This window comes from Streptosporangium sp. NBC_01810, from assembly GCF_035917355.1.
Taxonomy (GTDB): Bacteria; Actinomycetota; Actinomycetes; order Streptosporangiales; family Streptosporangiaceae; genus Streptosporangium.
In genome coordinates this window covers 2,317,786-2,334,749 of the sequence record NZ_CP109070.1, presented here as the reverse complement: position 1 = coordinate 2,334,749, position 16,964 = coordinate 2,317,786, and the positions used below count along the sequence as shown (strand labels likewise).

15 protein-coding genes and 2 tRNA genes are annotated in these 16,964 nt (G+C 69.6%); 3 read left to right on the top strand and 14 right to left on the bottom strand.

Annotation, left to right across the window (positions count from 1 at the left end; translation table 11 throughout):
- Nucleotides 1-7: 7 nt before the first annotated feature.
- The 7 genes from OIE13_RS10625 to OIE13_RS10595 all read right to left on the bottom strand — a co-directional run bounded on the left by OIE13_RS10625 (nucleotide 8) and on the right by OIE13_RS10595 (nucleotide 7,981).
- A complete protein-coding gene (locus OIE13_RS10625) occupies nucleotides 8-2,572 on the bottom strand; it encodes a DUF4118 domain-containing protein (protein ID WP_326640598.1) in 2,565 nt (854 codons plus the stop codon).
- A gap of 49 nt (nucleotides 2,573-2,621) precedes the next feature.
- Nucleotides 2,622-3,482: a potassium-transporting ATPase subunit C gene (locus tag OIE13_RS10620; protein ID WP_326640599.1), complete on the bottom strand. Its 861-nt coding sequence runs from the start codon at nucleotides 3,480-3,482 to the stop codon at nucleotides 2,622-2,624.
- The gene (gene kdpB, locus OIE13_RS10615) at nucleotides 3,482-5,605 is read right to left on the bottom strand and encodes a potassium-transporting ATPase subunit KdpB (RefSeq protein ID WP_326647103.1); all 2,124 of its coding nucleotides are present in this window, start codon (nucleotides 5,603-5,605) and stop codon (nucleotides 3,482-3,484) included. The genes OIE13_RS10620 and kdpB overlap by 1 nt, the downstream gene beginning before the upstream one ends.
- On the bottom strand, nucleotides 5,605-7,266 hold the full coding sequence (gene kdpA, locus OIE13_RS10610) for a potassium-transporting ATPase subunit KdpA (protein WP_326640601.1): 1,662 nt from the start codon (nucleotides 7,264-7,266) through the stop codon (nucleotides 5,605-5,607). The genes kdpB and kdpA overlap by 1 nt, the downstream gene beginning before the upstream one ends.
- The gene (locus tag OIE13_RS10605) at nucleotides 7,266-7,355 is read right to left on the bottom strand and encodes a potassium-transporting ATPase subunit F (protein ID WP_326640603.1); all 90 of its coding nucleotides are present in this window, start codon (nucleotides 7,353-7,355) and stop codon (nucleotides 7,266-7,268) included. Before OIE13_RS10605 ends, kdpA begins: the two co-directional genes overlap by 1 nt.
- A 361-nt stretch (nucleotides 7,356-7,716) precedes the next feature.
- Nucleotides 7,717-7,789 (bottom strand) — tRNA-Pro (locus tag OIE13_RS10600).
- 120 nt (nucleotides 7,790-7,909) lie between these two features.
- Nucleotides 7,910-7,981 (bottom strand) — tRNA-Gly (locus OIE13_RS10595).
- Nucleotides 7,982-8,477: 496 nt separating this feature from the next.
- On the opposite strand from OIE13_RS10595, the gene OIE13_RS10590 reads away from it, so the two are divergent.
- Nucleotides 8,478-8,693: an alpha/beta hydrolase gene (locus tag OIE13_RS10590; RefSeq protein ID WP_326830280.1), complete on the top strand. Its 216-nt coding sequence runs from the start codon at nucleotides 8,478-8,480 to the stop codon at nucleotides 8,691-8,693.
- Nucleotides 8,694-8,844: 151 nt separating this feature from the next.
- Here OIE13_RS10590 and OIE13_RS10585 read toward each other — a convergent pair whose 3' ends face one another.
- The gene (locus OIE13_RS10585) at nucleotides 8,845-9,039 is read right to left on the bottom strand and encodes a DUF1918 domain-containing protein (protein ID WP_326640605.1); all 195 of its coding nucleotides are present in this window, start codon (nucleotides 9,037-9,039) and stop codon (nucleotides 8,845-8,847) included.
- A 163-nt stretch (nucleotides 9,040-9,202) separates the two neighbouring features.
- Here OIE13_RS10585 and OIE13_RS10580 point away from each other — a divergent pair, with 163 nt between their 5' ends.
- Together OIE13_RS10580 and OIE13_RS10575 are read left to right on the top strand one after the other, a co-directional pair.
- Nucleotides 9,203-9,544: an ArsR/SmtB family transcription factor gene (locus OIE13_RS10580; protein WP_326640607.1), complete on the top strand. Its 342-nt coding sequence runs from the start codon at nucleotides 9,203-9,205 to the stop codon at nucleotides 9,542-9,544.
- 440 nt (nucleotides 9,545-9,984) lie between these two features.
- Nucleotides 9,985-11,064, top strand: a complete 1,080-nt coding sequence (locus OIE13_RS10575) for a TauD/TfdA family dioxygenase (RefSeq protein WP_326640609.1) — start codon at nucleotides 9,985-9,987, stop codon at nucleotides 11,062-11,064.
- Between the two features lie 170 nt (nucleotides 11,065-11,234).
- Here OIE13_RS10575 and OIE13_RS10570 read toward each other — a convergent pair whose 3' ends face one another.
- The 6 genes from OIE13_RS10570 to OIE13_RS10545 are packed head-to-tail and all read right to left on the bottom strand — an operon-like array spanning nucleotide 11,235 to nucleotide 16,940.
- Nucleotides 11,235-11,645, bottom strand: coding sequence for a nuclear transport factor 2 family protein (locus OIE13_RS10570; protein ID WP_326640611.1), 411 nt, complete (start codon nucleotides 11,643-11,645; stop codon nucleotides 11,235-11,237).
- The gene (locus OIE13_RS10565; RefSeq protein WP_326640613.1) at nucleotides 11,627-12,079 is read right to left on the bottom strand and encodes a VOC family protein; all 453 of its coding nucleotides are present in this window, start codon (nucleotides 12,077-12,079) and stop codon (nucleotides 11,627-11,629) included. The genes OIE13_RS10570 and OIE13_RS10565 overlap by 19 nt, the downstream gene beginning before the upstream one ends.
- 59 nt (nucleotides 12,080-12,138) lie before the next feature.
- Nucleotides 12,139-13,053, bottom strand: a complete 915-nt coding sequence (locus tag OIE13_RS10560) for an ABC transporter permease (RefSeq protein WP_326640615.1) — start codon at nucleotides 13,051-13,053, stop codon at nucleotides 12,139-12,141.
- Nucleotides 13,050-14,246: an ABC transporter permease gene (locus OIE13_RS10555; protein ID WP_326640617.1), complete on the bottom strand. Its 1,197-nt coding sequence runs from the start codon at nucleotides 14,244-14,246 to the stop codon at nucleotides 13,050-13,052. The genes OIE13_RS10560 and OIE13_RS10555 overlap by 4 nt, the downstream gene beginning before the upstream one ends.
- Nucleotides 14,243-15,829, bottom strand: a complete 1,587-nt coding sequence (locus tag OIE13_RS10550) for an ABC transporter ATP-binding protein (RefSeq protein ID WP_326640619.1) — start codon at nucleotides 15,827-15,829, stop codon at nucleotides 14,243-14,245. Before OIE13_RS10550 ends, OIE13_RS10555 begins: the two co-directional genes overlap by 4 nt.
- A gap of 1 nt (nucleotide 15,830) precedes the next feature.
- The gene (locus OIE13_RS10545) at nucleotides 15,831-16,940 is read right to left on the bottom strand and encodes a BMP family ABC transporter substrate-binding protein (RefSeq protein ID WP_326640621.1); all 1,110 of its coding nucleotides are present in this window, start codon (nucleotides 16,938-16,940) and stop codon (nucleotides 15,831-15,833) included.
- Nucleotides 16,941-16,964 lie beyond the last annotated feature (24 nt).

The window sequence follows — 16,964 nt, the reverse complement described above, 5'->3', positions numbered from 1 at the left end:
ACGCGGATCACAGGTCCTCCTCGACGAGGTGCGCCCGCGAGTCCGGAGAGACGGGAAGCGTCACGATCATGGTGAGACCGCCTCCGGGCGTCTCGTCGGGCAGCAGGGTGCCGGTCATCGCCTCGGCGAACCCCCGGGAGAGTGCGAGGCCCAGGCCGACACCGGTGTGGCTGTCGCGGTCGCCGAGCCGCTGGAAGGGCATGAAGACCCGGCCGTAGGCCTCGGACGGTATGCCCGTGCCGCGATCGACGACGCGGATCTCCACCTGGTCGCCGTGCCTGCTGGCCGTGACGAGGACCTTCGTGTCCTCGGGGCTGTAGCGGACGGCGTTGGACATGAGGTTGACCAGGATCCGCTCCAGCAGCACCTGGTCGGCGACGACCTCGGGCAGCTCGGCGGAGACGTCCCACTCGATCCGCCGGGACAGGTCGCCGAGGTCGTCGACGGCGCGCGGCACGACCTCCTCCAGTGCGGTCGCCTCCAGTGTCACCCCGAGCACCCCCGCCTGCAGCCGGCTCATGTCGAGCAGGTTGGCGACCAGGCGGTCCAGCTTGACCAGGGACTCGTCGGCGGTGGCGAGCAACTCCTCCCTGTCCTCGGGGGACCAGTCGACGTCGGTGGCTCGCAGGCCCTCCACGGCGGCCCTGGCCGAGGCGAGCGGGGTGCGCAGGTCGTGACTGACCGCGGCGAGCAGCGCGGTGCGCATCCTGTCGGCCTCGGCCAGCGGCCTGACCTGCTCCGCCTCCTCCTCCAACCGGTCCTGCCGCAGGGCCACTGCCGCCTCGGCGGCGAACGCCTCCAGCACCCGCCGGTCGGAGGCCTCGAGCAGCCTGCCCCGTATGGCGAGCACGAGCTGCTCGTCGATGACCACGTCGGTGTCCGCGGCGCCCGGCGAGGTGCAGGGCACGTCGACGCCGGCGGCGGCGACGATCCGCCACGCCTCGGGGTCGGACTGGTCTTCGGGCACCGGCTCTCCGGTCCGTTCCAGCAGGGTGACCGAGGCCAGGTTGAAGGTCTCCCTCAGCCGGGCGAGCAGCGAGGCGAGCACATGCTCGCCGCGGAGCACGTGTCCTGCCAGGGTGGAGAGGACCTCCGCGTCGGCACGGGCTCGGGCCGCCTCCCGGGTCCGGCGGGCGGCGAGGTCGACGACGGCGCTCACCATGACGGCCACCAGCACGTAGACGCTCAGCGCGAACAGATTTTCCGGGTCGGCGATGGTGAAGCCGTCGAGCGGGTGCGTGAAGAAGTAGTTGAGCAGCAGAAAGCCGAACACGGCCGCGGTGACGGCCGGCCACATGCCGCCCACCAGGGCGACCAGGATCACCGTGAGCAGGAAGAGCAATATGTCGCTCGGCAGGTTCACATCATTGCGGAAGAGGTACAGCGCCAGGGTCAGGATCGGCAGCCCGAGCATCGCGAGCGCCCAGCCGGCCAGCCGCCGGGGGCGGGTCAGCGCGGCCTGCGACGGGGCGCGGTCGCGCCCTCTCCTCACCTCCTCATGTGTGATCATGTGAACGTCGATGGACCCCGACTGCGCGATCGTGGTCACCCCGACCCCCCGGGAGAGGATCTGGGCGAACCTGCCTCGCCGGGACGCCCCCAGCACCAGCTGGGTGGCGTTGACACCGCGCGCGAAGTCGAGCAGGGCTCGCGGCACGTCGTCACCGACGACCTGGTGGTAGGTGCCGCCCAGGTCCTCCACCAGCGTGCGCTGGCGGGCCATGCTCGCCGGATCCGCTCCGGCCAGCGCGTCGGCGCGCGTGACGTGCACGGCCAGCAGGTCGGCTCCCTTGCTCCTGGCCGCGACCCTGGCGGCCCGGCGCACCAGCGTGTCGCCTTCCGGGCCGCCGGTCAGCGCGACCACGACGCGCTCCCGCGTCTCCCAGGTGCCGGAGATGCCGTGTTCCGCGCGGTAGCGGTCGAGCTGGTCGTCGACCTTGCCGGCGACCCACAGCAGCGCCAGCTCGCGCAGCGCGGTCAGGTTGCCGACCCTGAAGTAGTTCGACAGCGCCGCGTCGACCTTCTCGGGCGCGTATACGTTGCCGTGCGCCATCCGGCGGCGCAACGCCTCCGGGGCCATGTCCACCAGCTCCACCTGGTCGGCCCGGCGCACCACCTCGTCGGGCATCGTCTCACGCTGGGCCACCCCGGTGATCTCCTGGACGACGTCGTTGAGCGACTCCAGGTGCTGGATGTTGACCGTGGAGATGACGTCGATGCCCGCGTCGAGGACCTCCTCGATGTCCTGCCAGCGCTTGGCGTTGCGCGAGCCGGGCACGTTGGTGTGCGCCAGCTCGTCGATCAGCGCCACCTTGGGCCTCCTGTCGATGACGGCGTCCACGTCGAGCTCGGTGAACGTGCACCCGCGGTGGGCCATGCTCCTGCGTGGGATGATCTCCAGGTCCTTGAGCAGCTCCGCGGTACGGGGACGGTCGTGGGTCTCCACGAGGCCCACGACCACGTCGGTGCCTCTCATGAGACGGCGGTGGCCCTCGCAGAGCATCATGTAGGTCTTGCCGACCCCCGGGGCGGCTCCGAGATAGATGCGCAGCCGCCCCCTTCTCTTGTTCATCACATCTCCTTGAGCGTGGCGACCTCGGGTCTTCGGCCCGGGGAGGAGGTCAACTCCGGTCGAGCGCCAGGTTGAGCGCGAGGACGTTCACCGCCGGTTCGCCCATGAAGCCTAGGGAACGGCCCGTGGTGTTCTCCGCGATCAGCTGCCTGACCCTCGCCACGGGGACTCCGCGCTCCCTGGCCACGCGGGCCGCCTGGAGTTCGGCGTAGGCGACCGAGATGTCCGGGTCGAGGCCGGAGCCACTGGCGGTGACCGCGTCGGCGGGCACGACCGCCAGGGCCGTCGTGCCGCGGACCGGAACGGTGCGGCCGACCGCGTAGTCTTCGCCGGGTCTACCGCACTCGACCCTGACACCACGGTACTCGGCGACGAACGGGGGCGTGGGGCAGGCCTGGTTGACGCTGACGGCCCTGGTCGGGGTGCCGACCGCCGGGAAGACCTTCAGCACCGCGCCGACGCCGTCCGGCGTGCAGTACGGCCTGGCCCCGGAGACGCCCTCCAGTTCCCCGACCGCCTTGGACCGGGCGCAGACCTGGGTGAGCAGGCTCCGCCTGCCCTCGCCGCCCCCGGCACCCGGGACGGGCAGGACGTCCACGATGTCCTCGGGCCCCAGGTTGCTCCCGGCGGTGGAGAGCATGTCGTAACCGTCACCGGCCACGGACGGCCGGCTCTGGAAGTACCTCCCGACGGGCCTGCCTCCGGCGTCCGTGAAGTTCTGGCCGACGATCGCGCTGCCCACGTCCCTTCCGTCCTTCTCCACGAGGGAGCCGTTGGCCCCGCCGTTGAAGGCGACCTGGGCGATGCCGGTGACCACCAGCGGGTAGAGGGCACCGGTGAGCAGGGTCAGGGCGAGCAGCGCGCGGAGCGCGGCGAGATGCTGGCGCAGCCAGCTGGGCAGGCGTTCCATTACGACATCCCCGGAAGGAACTGGATGAGCAGGTCTATCAGCTTGATGCCGATGAACGGCACGATGATGCCGCCCAGACCGTATACGTAGAGGTTGCGGCTGAGCAGCTTGGAGGCGCTGGAGGGGCGATAGCGCACCCCGCGCAGCGCGAGCGGGATCAGCGCCACGATGATGATCGCGTTGAAGACGACCGCCGACAGGATCGCCGACTGCGGACTGGACAGGCGCATGACGTTCAGCGCGTCCAGGCCCGGATAGACCGCCGCGAACATCGCCGGAATGATCGCGAAGTACTTGGCGACGTCGTTGGCGATGGAGAAGGTGGTCAGCGCGCCCCGGGTGATGAGCAGTTGCTTGCCGATCTCCACGATCTCGATGAGCTTGGTCGGGTTGGAATCCAGGTCGACCATGTTGCCGGCTTCCTTGGCGGCCGAGGTGCCGGTGTTCATCGCCACCCCGACGTCGGCCTGCGCGAGCGCGGGGGCGTCGTTGGTGCCGTCGCCGGTCATCGCGACCAGCCGCCCGCCCTCCTGCTCCGACCTGATCAGGGCGAGTTTGTCCTCGGGGGTGGCCTCGGCCAGGAAGTCGTCCACGCCGGCCTCGTCGGCGATGGCCCTGGCGGTCAGCGGGTTGTCACCGGTGATCATGACGGTGCGGATGCCCATCCGGCGCATCTCGTCGAAGCGCTCGCGCATGCCCTGCTTGACGACGTCCTTGAGATGGATCACCCCCAGCACCCGCGCCGTGCCGTCGGCGATCTCGCCGACGACCAGCGGGGTGCCGCCGGAGCCGGAGACGGCGTCGACGATGCCGCCGACCGCCTCGACGGAATGGCCGCCGTGGTCGCGGACCCACTTCATCACCGCGGTGGCGGCGCCCTTGCGGACCTGACGGCCTTCGAGGTCGACGCCGCTCATCCGGGTCTGCGCGGTGAACCCGATCCACTGGGCTCGGGCGAGTTCTCCCGGCAGGCGCTCTCTCAGCCCGTGCTCCTGCTTGGCGTAGACCACGATGGAGCGGCCCTCGGGGGTCTCGTCGGCGAGGCTGGCCAGCTGTGCGGCCTCTGCCAGCTCGTCGGCGGAGACTCCGGGGGCGGTCAGGAACGCCGACGCCTGCCGGTTGCCCAGTGTGATGGTGCCGGTCTTGTCCAGCAGCAGGGTGTTGACGTCGCCGGCGGCCTCGACCGCGCGGCCGCTCATCGCCAGCACGTTGCGCTGGACCAGGCGGTCCATGCCGGCGATGCCGATCGCCGACAGCAGTGCCCCGATGGTTGTCGGAATGAGGCAGACCAGCAGCGCGACCAGCACGACACCGGTGACGCCGTCCCCGGTCAGGGCCGGTGAGTCCGGCACGCCGGGGTTCTGGGCCTTGGCGTAGATCGCCAGCGGTTGCATGGTGGCGGTGGCGACCAGGAAGATGATCGTCAGGGCGGCCAGCAGGATGTTGAGCGCGATCTCGTTGGGCGTCTTCTGCCGGTCGGCGCCCTCGACCAGGGCGATCATCCGGTCGATGAAGCTCTCTCCCGGCTTCTGGGTGATCTGCACGACGATCCGGTCGCTCAGCACCTTGGTGCCGCCGGTCACCGCCGAGCGGTCGCCGCCGGACTCGCGGATGACCGGGGCGGACTCGCCGGTGATGGCCGACTCGTCCACCGAGGCGATGCCGTCGACCACATCGCCGTCACCGGGGATGATCTCCCCGGCCTCCACGACGACGAAGTCTCCCCGCAGCAGTTCCTGAGCTTCGACGACGTCCCACTCGGTGGAGTCGCGGCCGCGCAGCCGCCGCGCCGTGGTGTCGCGCTTGGCGGCGCGCAGCGTGGCCGCCTGTGCCTTACCGCGCCCCTCGGCGACGGCCTCGGCCAGGTTGGCGGAGAGCACGGTCAGCCAGAGCCACGCCGCGGTGGCCCAGGCGAAGAACGAGGGGGTCACCACCGCCAGCACCGTGGTGAAGACCGCGCCGATCTCGACGATCAGCATCACCGGGTTGCGCCAGAGCGTGGCCGGGTTGAGTTTCCTGAGCGCCTCGGGCAGCGATGTGATCAGCTGCCTGGGGTCGAGAAGGGTGCCGCCACTCCCGGGGGTGGGTGCACGGCCCGGCTTCTGGAGCGTCTGGGCGGACATCATCGGAGTCCCTCCGCGAGCGGGCCGAGCGCCAGAGCGGGCAGGAAGGTCAGCCCGACGAGGATCACCGTCACGCCGACGACCATGCCGACGAACTGCGGCCGGTAGGTGGGCAGCGTGCCCGCGGAGACGGGCACCGGCGCCTGCACGGCCAGGGAACCGGCCAGGGCGAGCACGAAGATGATCGGCAGGAACCTGCCGAAGGCCATGCACAGGCCGAGAGCCACGTCGTACCAGGGTGTGTTGGCGGCGAGGCCGGCGAACGCGGAGCCGTTGTTGTTGGACGCGCTGGTGAAGGCGTACAGCACCTCGGAGAAGCCGTGCGGGCCGCTGTTGAGCATGCCGGCCCGCCGCTCGGCCGAGCCCATCGCCAGTGCCGTGCCGGTCAGCACCAGCACCGGCGTGACCAGGAAGTACAGCGCGGCGAACTTGATCTCGCGGGAGCCGATCCGCTTGCCCAGGTATTCGGGGGTACGGCCGACCATGAGCCCGGCCACGAAGACCGTGATCATCGTGAGCACGAGCATGCCGTACAGGCCCGCGCCGGCGCCACCGGGGGCGACCTCGCCCAGCATCATGTCGAACATCGCGATCATGCCGCCGAGCGCGGTGAACGAGTCGTGGGAGGAGTTCACCGCGCCGGTGGAGGTCAGGGTGGTGGCGGCGGCGAAGGTGGCGGAGCCGGGCACGCCGAAGCGCACCTCCTTGCCCTCCATCGCGGTGCCCACCGCCTGCGGGACCGTGCCGCCGTGGGCGACCTCCAGCCCGGTCAGCAGCGCGACGCCGGCCAGCGCCAGGATCCCCATGGTCGCGACGATCGCGTAGCCCTGCCGTCTGTCACCGACCATGCGGCCGAAGGTGCGGGGCAGCGCGAAGGGGATCAGCAGAATCGCGAAGATCTCCACCCAGTTGGTCCAGCTCGTGGCGTTCTCGAATGGGTGGGCCGAGTTCGTGTTGTAGAACCCGCCGCCGTTGTTGCCCAGCTCCTTGATGATCTCCTGGCTGGCCACCAGGCCACCGGTGATCGCCTGCGTGCCGCCGGTCAGGGTCGTCACCTCGTGCGGGGAGGCGAGGTTCTGCACCAGCCCGCCCGCCAGCAGCACGACCGCGCCGACGAGGGCGAGCGGCAGCAGGACGCGGAAGGTGCCGCGGACCAGGTCCACCCAGAAGTTGCCCAGTTCTTCGGTCTTCCTGCGGGCGAGGCCGCGGACCAGCACGATCGCCACCGCCATGCCCACCGCGGCGGACACGAAGTTCTGCACCGCCAGGCCGGACATCTGCACCAGGTGGCCCATGGTCGACTCACCGGCGTAGGCCTGCCAGTTGGTGTTGGTGACAAAGCTGACCGCGGTGTTCCACGCGACGTGGTCGGTCACCGGCGGGAGGCCCAGCGACAGGAACAGCCTGTCCTGCAGCCGCTGCAGCCCGTAGAGGAGCAGGACGGAGACCGCCGAGAACGCCAGCAGGCTGCGGGCGTAGAGGTCCCACCTCTGCTCGGCGTCCGGCCGGACGCCGACGAACCGGTAGATCACCCGCTCGGGGGCGAGGTGCCCGGTGTCGTGGTAGACGCGGTACATGTAGTCGCCCAGCGGCCGGTGGACCACCGCGAGAGCGACGACGAGGGATCCGATGAACAGGATTCCGGCTGTGCTCGACGACATTAGAAGCGCTCCGGGAAGAGCAGTGCCGCGACCATGAAGACCACCAGAACGACGACCACGGCCAGACCGGCCGCGTTGACGGCGCTCACAACCGTTCCACCGCCTTGACGACCAGCCCGAGGATCGCGAAGACCGCGATCGTCAGGGCGACGAAGATGACGTCTGCCATCCCCACTCCTCGCATCCGGGATTTGTTCTCACCACCACCCGACGGGCGAGGCACATGCAATAAAACCGCTGTTTTCTGTGCTTATTGCGCCTCTTGACGGTTTCCATAAGCCCCAGCACCCAGGCTTGACGCCTCCCCCACACAGTGCCCGGCAGACCTTGACGACCGCTTGACACCCGATCACAGGCTCCCGCCGCCGTGCGGGGGTGAGCGGGTATAGGTCCACAGACCCACAGGTCCGCTCTCCGTGGCGGTCGCCGTGTCGCGGTGACACGGCGTCGTCGGAACGGCAGGGCTCGAACCTGCGGCCTTCCGGTCCCTGGCCGGATGCTCTTCCTGCTGAGCTACGTCCCGTCACGCGTCCGGGCCGGTTGGCGTGGGCCGTACCGGACGCGCTGCGGGCCTGCCGACCGGGCGGGGGTCGCCACTCCCGTCGCCGAGTCCCAGTCCCATGGCCCTCTTCTTTCAGGGCGGAGCCGCAGCGGGGCCTCGAACCCCGTCCTGCCGGGTGGAAGCCGGCTGCCTTACCTGTTCGGCCTCTGCGGCGTGTCTCCCGGAAGATCCCGGGCGTGAATCCTTTCGCGCCCTTTCGAAGGGAGGCCGAACGGATTCGCGTTCAAAGTGCTGCGCTGTGCAGTTGTCAATCTCGGAAAACAGCGATCCGGCTTATCGCCGTGAAAGCGGTGGTACCCGGTTGCGGAAATGGAGAAGCCGCCTGCGAATGGGCGGCTCGACGGTTTCTCTCGCGAAGATTATCCGCCTGACCACCCTGGGGCATGGCCGAAGTTGCCGAACAGGGGGAACTCAAAGAGCTTCTCCTGCCACGCCGGCGATGCGCCGTGGTTCACGGTTACTCCTTTTCCTGGGCCGGAACGGGCGTCCCGGCCTTTGTTCATTGAAGGGCAAAGGCGGCCCCCGGCGCCAATGATTTTCACCGGGGTTTCTTTCCGGCGGTGGCCGCCGCGGCCGGCATGGAATTCACCTCGCCCGCTCACCGTTCACCGCTTCCCCGGCCCCGGCCAGGGCGGCCGACCTGTCGGGGCTGCCCCCGGCGTACATCGACGTCGGCGAGCTGGAGGTCTTCAGGGACGAGTGCATCGACTATGCCCTGCGGCTGGTCCGGGCGTGCGTCTCCACCGAGTTCCACCTCTACCCGGGTGCCTTCCACGGCTTCGACGGGATGATTCCGCAGGCGGAGATCAGTCGCCGGGCCGCCGACGAGCGGATGGTCGTGCTGCGCCGGGCACTGCTTCCCTGACGGCCGGACGCAGGCGCACCAGCCGCATGGCCGGGTGCGCCCGGAGCCGGCCCGCGGGATCACCGGCGCCCGGGGCGGAGAGGCCCCGAGGCGGAGCGGTCCCGGCCGCTCCGCCATAGGAAATTTTCCCCAATCGGGTGTGAAACGCCGCCTAGTCCGGCGTCTTGGACACCACATGGGCGTCAGGCCCCGGGAAGACGAGGCTCTCGTGCTCGTCGCCCTCCCAGCGGACCACGTAGGGCGGGCTCCCGTCCTGGTGATGGAGCTCGACGATGCACCCGACCTTGCGGGGATCGCCGCTGTGAGTGCCCTCCACGATCAGCTTGTCACCTATGGTTGCCTTCACTGTGGCCTCCTGGATCGCAGGTGCCGGTTCTCCGGGCATCCTCTCCTTCCATGGCACCATCCTGTGACGCATACGTCCAGGTGGGGGGCACAATGAGGTCGGCTGGACGGTTTAGTCGGCTCCGGAATTCCCTCAGATGAGTTGACGCTGAGATAGTGAGGCCATGCACGCACTCGACGTTCTCGGTGACCCGGTCCGGCGCCGGATCCTGGAGTTGCTCGCCGACGGCGAGCGCGCGGCCGGCGAGATCAGCGCCGTGGTGCAGGAGGAGTTCGGGATCTCCCAGCCCGGTGTCTCGCAGCACCTGCGCGTGCTCCGAGACAACGGGTTCGCGACCGTGCGTGCCCAGGGAACAGGGCGTCTGTACGCCGTCGACCCCGCCCCGCTGCGGGAGGTGGACATGTGGCTTGATCGCTACCGGCACTTCTGGACCCAGCACCTCGACGCCCTGGGCACCGAGATCGTCCGGGGAAAGCGGGAGCGCCGCGCCGGAGAGGCCCGCTGACCCCTCCCCCGCGACCGGAGTCCGCCTGCCCGAAGCCGTCACCGCCTGGAGGGCCGACGAGGCGCGCAGGCAGCGGTCGACAGCACACAGGCGTAACGGAGGGCGAGACGACATCTCTATTGACGGAACCTCCGGGACCGGTCTAGCGTGGCGGGAGAACCACCAGCCGCAGGAGAGAACCATGACCCAGGTAGCCGTGCCAGGCTCCGGGTCCAGCCTGCCCTGCCGTAGGGATCCGATGCGGATCAGCCCGCCGCGCAAGGGCCTGCGCCCAGGTACCGCCGCCGGGGATCCACAGACTCCCTTCTGACCCTGGCGTCGCGGCGGGTCCGCCGCACGATCGGTTCGTGCGGCCTCTCCCGTCGCGTTTCCTCCCGGATCACGCGTATATCGCCCCGGCGAGCACTTTCTGAGACGACCCTGAGCACTCGGAGCGCATCATGACCACAGACCTTTCCCCATCCCCCATCACCGGCCCCTCCGCCTGGCGCGGTGACGAACTGGCCGGATCGACCCAGTGGATCTACCTTCTCGGTGACGCCGAGCGCGAGGAGCTGGAAACCCTCGGCCGCCGGTTCGTCGAGGACGACCCCGACCTGCGCAACGTGGCCGCCGAGAGCTACCCGCTCGTCGCCGCGCGCGGCATGATCGAGGAGTGCGCACGGCAGATGGACGCCGGGCGCGGTTTCATCCTGGTCCGAGGCCTGCGCACCGAGGAGTACGGTGACACGCTGGCCGGCGCGATCTTCTTCCTGATGGGCCTGCACCTCGGCACGCCGATGGAGCAGAACCAGCTCGGCAATGTGCTCGACCACGTCATCGCGACCTCCAACAAGACGCTCGACGATCCCGGAGCGCTGCCGTCGCGGGTACGCGACCGGCTGCCCTTCCACTCCGACAGCTCCGACGTGGTCGCGCTGATGTGCCTGCGCGCGTCGAAGGAGGGCGGCTCCAGCAGTCTGGTGAGCGGCACGACGATCTACAACGAGGTCCTGCGCCGACGCCCCGACCTCGCTCCCCTGCTGTTCGAGCCCTGGCACTGGGACTGGCGGGGCCAGGACCCCGACTCCCTCGCGGACACCTACGTCTCCCCGATCTGCAGCCACGTCGACGGGATCTTCAGCACCTACGCGGGCAGCACGATGATCTTCTCCGCCCAGAAGTACCCCGGCGTGCCGCCGCTCACCGAGGCGCAGATCGAGCTGCTGCACCTCTATGACGAGATCACCCAGGAGCCGGGGCTCGCACTCGACATGGACTTCCAGCCGGGCGACGTCCAGTGGCTGCTGAACTACGCCGCCCTGCACTCGCGGACCGGCTACGTCGACTGGCCCGAGCCGGAGCGCCGCCGGCACCTGCTGCGCCTGTGGCTCAAGCGCGACGTGGGCCGCCCGCTCGTGGCGGGGTTCGGTAAGAACGTCGTGAAGGCGCGGGGCGACGAGGAGGACAAGAAGCCGCTGCCGGGCGGCAGTTTCCGCATCTCCGAGGCGGTCGTGCCCAACCAGGACTGGGGCAACTGACCCGCGCCATACGGAGGAGACGGCCGGTGGGGTTCTTCCCACCGGCCGTCTTTCGTTCAGGGCCTTTTACGACCCCCGGAACCTCTCAGGGGGCTGCCGGCGCCTGTTCCGGCGGGGCAAGCCCCTGAGGCCTCAATAAACCCTCACGGGCGATTTAGGGGCGTTTAGGGTTAGGTGTCGAGTTGTCGCCGTACCTCGCCGCTGTCCCAGTAGTCGATGCGGTGTGCGATCATGCCGTCGGCGTCGACCCGGAACCTGAACACCCCACGTACCCCCACCGGTCTGCCACCCGCCGAGGCCAGCCGGAACGACATCCGGTAGGCGAGCGACGCCCGGTCGCCCTCGACGAGGAGGTCCTCGACCTCGTAGCGCAGGTCCACGAAATCGGCCAGGAAACCGGTGAGGTTGGCACGGTAGCGGTGCCTGCCGGTCACGTTCCGCCCCAGGACCGAGGTGTGCTCGTTGACGAAGTCCTCACTCACGCAGGCCGCGATCGCGTCGGCGTCGTGCGCGTTGAGCGCCTCGACGTACCGTGCGACCGCGGCCCGGGTGAGCTCTCCGTTCAGGAGGGGTTCGCCCACAGCTTGCGCACCGTGTTGAAGACCTGCTGGTTGTGGGAGATCTCGATGACGTTGCCGTCGGGGTCCTTCAGCGCGCAGATGTAGCCGACCGGGTCGGGCATGTCGCGCGGCTCCCAGTGCAGGCAGCCCAGCTCGCGCGCCCGCTCGGCGACACCGTCCACGTCGGTGCGCTCGGGCACCTCGATGCCGATGTGCGCGAACGGCGTCAGCAGCCCCAGCTGCCCGCCCTTGTCCTTGTTGAACGAGACGAGCACCAGGACCATCGGGGTCTCTACCTGCTTGTCGTTGGAGAGCCAGGCGCTCTCGCCGTCGGCGTCGCGGAAACGCTCGACGACCACCAGTGGCGTCAGCGACGTGTAGAACTCGATCGCCTTGTCGAGATCGCCGGTGGGCAGCGCGACGTGGGTCCATCTCGCCTGGGTCAGGTTACTCATTGATTCCTCCAAATATCGGGTGTTTCACTACGGATGGTCATCGGGGCTCGGCCCACTCGTCAGGTGGATCCCCGTTCGAAGGGTTGGCCGAGCGCCCTGGGTTCACGGTTCTGGTTTGCGAAGAGCAGCATCGCCAGCAGCGCGAACAGGTACGGCGCCACCACGAGCAGCTGCGAGTTCATCGTCAGGCCCAGCGCCGGCAGCGCCAGGCGCATGGCGTCGGCCAGCCCGAAGAGCGCGCAGCCGATCAGGGTCCGCCGTAGCCGCCAGGCACCGAAGATCACCGCCGCGATGACGATGTACCCGCGCCCGGCGGTCATGTTCTGGTTGAACGAGCCGACCTCGCCGACCGCCAGGTACGCGCCGCCCAGCCCGGCCAGCGCGCCGCACCACAGCAGCGCCTGGCGGCGGCGCAGGTTGACCCGGATGCCGGTGACGTCGGCGGCCTGGGGCTGCTCGCCGACCGCCCGCAACTCCAGGCCCCATCTGCTGCGTTCCACCAGCCACCAGGTCAGCGGGACGATGACGATCAGCAGGTAGACCGGCCAGCGCTCGACGAACAACGGATGGCCGATCACCGGGATGTCGCGCAGCCAGGGGATGCTGACCTGCGACACCTGGTGGGAGTCGAAGGAGCTGATCGTGATCAGGTAGCTGGTCAGCCCGAGCACGAGCGCGTTCAGCACCAGGCCGATCACAAAGGTGTTGATCTCCAGCCGATGTGAGAGGTTGCCGTGCACGAACCCGATCAGGAGCCCGATCAGCACGCCCGCGACCAGCCCGGTGGTGGCACTGCCGGTGGCACTGGCCGTGGCGACCGCGCCGAACGCGGCGCCCAGCATCATCGCCTCGACGGAGATGTTCATGGCGCCGGCCCGCTCGGCGAGGTACTCCCCGCACGCCGCGAAGGCCAGCGGAACGGTGAGCCTGATCCCGCTGGACAGGATGGTGGAGATGTCGTCTGCGCCGATCACAGGGCGACCCTCTCTGCGACGGGCGCGGGCCGGGACTCGGCGCGCGCGGTACGGACACCGGCCCTGCGACGCCGGATCATGGCGATGACGACGGGTGGGGCGACGAAGGCCAGCACCAGCAGGGCCTTGACCACGTCCACGAGGAACGGGGGCACACCGGTCGCGGCGAGGAAGCCTCCGCCGGAACGCAGCACGCCGAAGAGCAGGGCGACGGGTATGGTCAGCAGCGGCCGGTTGCGGGCGACCAGGGCGACCAGCAGGCCGTCCCAGCCGATGTTCATCGCTATGCCCGGCTGCAGCCGGTTGACTCCCACCGGGCTGGCCAGCAGCACAGCCCCGGCCAGGCCGGCGAAGGCGCCGGAGATGGCCAGCGCCATACCGCCGAGCGCGTTGACGCGTACCCCCGCGTGCTTGGCGGCGAGCGGGTTGAGACCGAGCATGGTGAGCCGGAAACCCCACCGGGTGCGGGCGAGCGCCACCGCGACCACCACGGCGCCGACCAGCGCCAGCAGCAGACCCCCGTTGACCTGAAGGTTGGGGTACTCACCGACCGAGCCGAGCAGCGCGCCGGCCGGCAGCGGGTTGGACTGCGGCGAGACGATGGCGTCCCCGATCCGCGACTCCTGCAGCAGCCACGGCGTGTTCACCGCGAACGCGACGACCTGCTGAGCGATGAAGATCATCAGCAGTGTGCTGACCACGATGTTGACACCGCGGATCCGGTACATCAGCGAGCTGAGGGCCGCCCACGCGCCGCCCGCCAGCGCGGCGGCCACCAGGACGATCACCAGTAGCAGCGGGCCGGGGAGCGCCAGGCGCAGGCCGACCCAGGCCCCGAAGAGGGCGCCGATCAGCACCTGGCCCTCCTGGCCGATGTTGAACGTGCCCGATCGGGCGCTGACGCAGGCGCCCACGGCGACCAACAGCAGCGGCGCCGCGTACAGCAGGGTGGAGGTCCAGGCCGTCCAGGTGGCCATGCTGCCCTCGAAGAGCGCCTGCACCGACGCCAGGGGGGATCCGCCGGTGACGGCGATCAGCAGCGACGACAGGCCGAGCGCCACGACCACGCCCAGGGTGGTCGCGAGGCCGGTCTGCCAGCCGCCCCCTCTCGGGGTGAGGAAGGCCAGCAGACGACGCCCGGACGCGTCCGGGCCGGGCTTTCGATCGAGCGATTCCTGGCGGACTTCGTTCATGCGGCCACCCCGCCCACCAGCATCCCGAGCCGTTCGGCCGTGGCCTCACCGGTGGAGAGCACTCCGGTGATCCTCCCGGAGGAGATCACCGCGATCCGGGAGGACAGCGCCATGACCTCCTCCAGTTCGGTGGATATCAGCAGCACTGCCACCCCTCCTGACGCGACGTCGCGCAATCGCCGGTACATGTCCTCAATGGCGCCCACATCCAGCCCGTGCGTGGGTTGCGCGGCGACCAGCACCAGCGGTCCCGCCGAGAGCTCGCGGGCGAGCACGACCCGCTGCTGGTTGCCTCCCGACAGGCTGCGCACCGGGGTGTCCATCGACGGGGTGACGATGTTGAACTCGGCCACCAGGCGGCGGGCCACGGCGTGCGCCTTACTCCGGCTGACGAAGCCGCGGCCGCTCACGGCGTCCAGCGACTTCATGACCAGGTTCTCCGCGACGCTCATGTCCAGCACCACCCCGGAGCTGTGCCGGTCCTCCGGCACGATGCCGAGCCCAGCCGCGTGCAGGGCCCCGGGCCGGTTCAGGTCGACCTGCCTGCCGGAGATCTCGACAGACCCGGAGTCCGGCAGGACGAGCCCGGACAGCACGTTGCCCAGGTTCGACTGGCCGTTGCCCTCGACCCCGTACAGACCGACGATCTCGCCGGGGGCGACGTCCAGGTCCAGGTCCGACAGGACGCGCACACCGTCGACGGTGACGGTCAGGCCGCGCAGCCGCAGCGCGGCCGCCTTCTCCGCACCCGGCGCACCGGCCTCGGATTCGCGGGTTTCCGGGGCCTCCACCGGCAGCAGGCCGAGGGCGGCGGCCTCGGTGCCCAGGGAGACCTCCCTGCCGACCATCTGGCGGGCCAGTTCCTGCGGACCCGTGTCCGCGGTCGCGCTATGGAAGACGACCTTCCCCTTGCGCAGCACGGTCACCCGGTCGGTGGCCGCGGTGATCTCCGCCAGCTTGTGGCTGATCAGGATGACCGCGCGGTTCTCCGAGCGGACCACGCGGCGCAGCACGCCGAACAGCTCGGCCGACTCCGCCTGGGTCAGCACGGATGTCGGCTCGTCGAGGATGAGCACCGACGGATCCCTGCGCAGGCACTTGATCAGCTCGACCCGCTGCCGCTCGCCGGCGGAGAGTCTCGCGACCCTGGCCAGCGGGTCGATCGGCAGGCCGTAGCGCCGGGAGACCTCCCGTACCTGGTCGCAGGCGGCCGCCTTGTCGATCTTCCCGGTGTCGCCCAGGATGACGTTCTCCCAGACGGCCAACGGTTCGATCAGGCTGAAGTGCTGGTGCACCATGCCGATGCCGAGCGCCACGGCCTCCTGCGGGCTGCCGATCTCGACGGGCCCGTCGTGGTGCAGCACGGTCCCGGCGTCCCGCTGGACGAGGCCCAGCAGGATCTTCATGAGCGTCGACTTGCCGGCCCCGTTCTCACCGAGCAGACCGTGGATCTCGCCCTGGTGCACGGCGAGATCCACGGCGTCGCAGGCGACGACCGGACCGTAGCTCTTACTGATTCCCCGCAGCCGTAGCGCGGGCGCCGGTGGCGGGGTGAGCTCCCTCGCCCGTTCGTCCTCTGTCATCTCAGGAGCCGAGCTTCTTCACTGTCGCCTGGGTGTCGATCTTCTTGCTGCCGACATCGGCCATGAAGGTTTCCAGCTTCTTGTTCTGCTCGGGCGTGCCGTTGCAGATCTTGACGGTCGGGAACGCGTCGACGCCGAGCGTCCAGACCTTCTCCACGCCCATCTGCAGCTTCGCGGCGGCGAATTCCTCCAGTGCGGCCTTGAAGTAGTCTCCGGGGCTGAAGAGCACCGAGATGTCGAACTTGGGCTTGGTGGAGTCGCACCGGTCGGTACCGGGAGTGAGGGTGAGGACGCCGTTGGCGTTGGCGAGTTCCGCCGACGCGTCGGTGGCACCGCCCAGGTAGGGGTAGATGACCTTGACGCCCTGGCTGATCTGAGCCTGGGTGGCCTCCTTGGCCTTGGCGGAGTCGTTGAGGTCTCCGCTGTAGGTGGTCGTCATCGTGGCCTCCGGGATCACCAGCCGGATGCCGGCCCTGAACGCGGCGGCCGCGGTGGTGGTGAAGTCGGCCTCGGGGCCGGTCACGAACCCGGCCTTGGTGTCCCCGTTGTCCTTCATGACCAGGCCCGCCGCGTACCCCGCGGCCAGCATGCTCTGGTCGGCCCGGTCGGTGGAGAGCATGATCTTCGGGGTCTGCAGGATGTTGGCCGAGGACGGCACGTACCAGGCGGTGTTGGCGCACACCGGCTCCTCCGAGGCCGGGATCGCGTCCCTGAGCTCCGAGGCGCCGAGGGCCACCATGTCGACCTTCTGCTGGCAGAGCGCCCGCGCGGCGTTGAGCGCCTCGCTGGTGTTGACGCTGCCGCGCTTGATGATCGTCCAGCCCTTCGAGGTGGCGAACTGCTCCGCCGTGTCGACGAAGCTCTGGTAGTAGCCCTTGTCGTTGATGTCACCGGGGCTCAGCACCCCGATGACGACCTTGCCGTCGCCGTTGATGTCCGGCTGACCGGCCAGCACGTTGCCGCCGTCGGTCTTCGCGCTCGCGTCGGCCGGGGCGGGTGCCGTGGCCTGGGGCGCGGTGGCGTCGTTGCTCGCGCAGCCGGCGAGCGCCAGCGCGCTCAGGCAGGCGGTCAGTGCGGCCGTGGCCCGGCCCTTTCGATAGTATGCGGCCATGACGATCCTCTCGATCTGAATGCT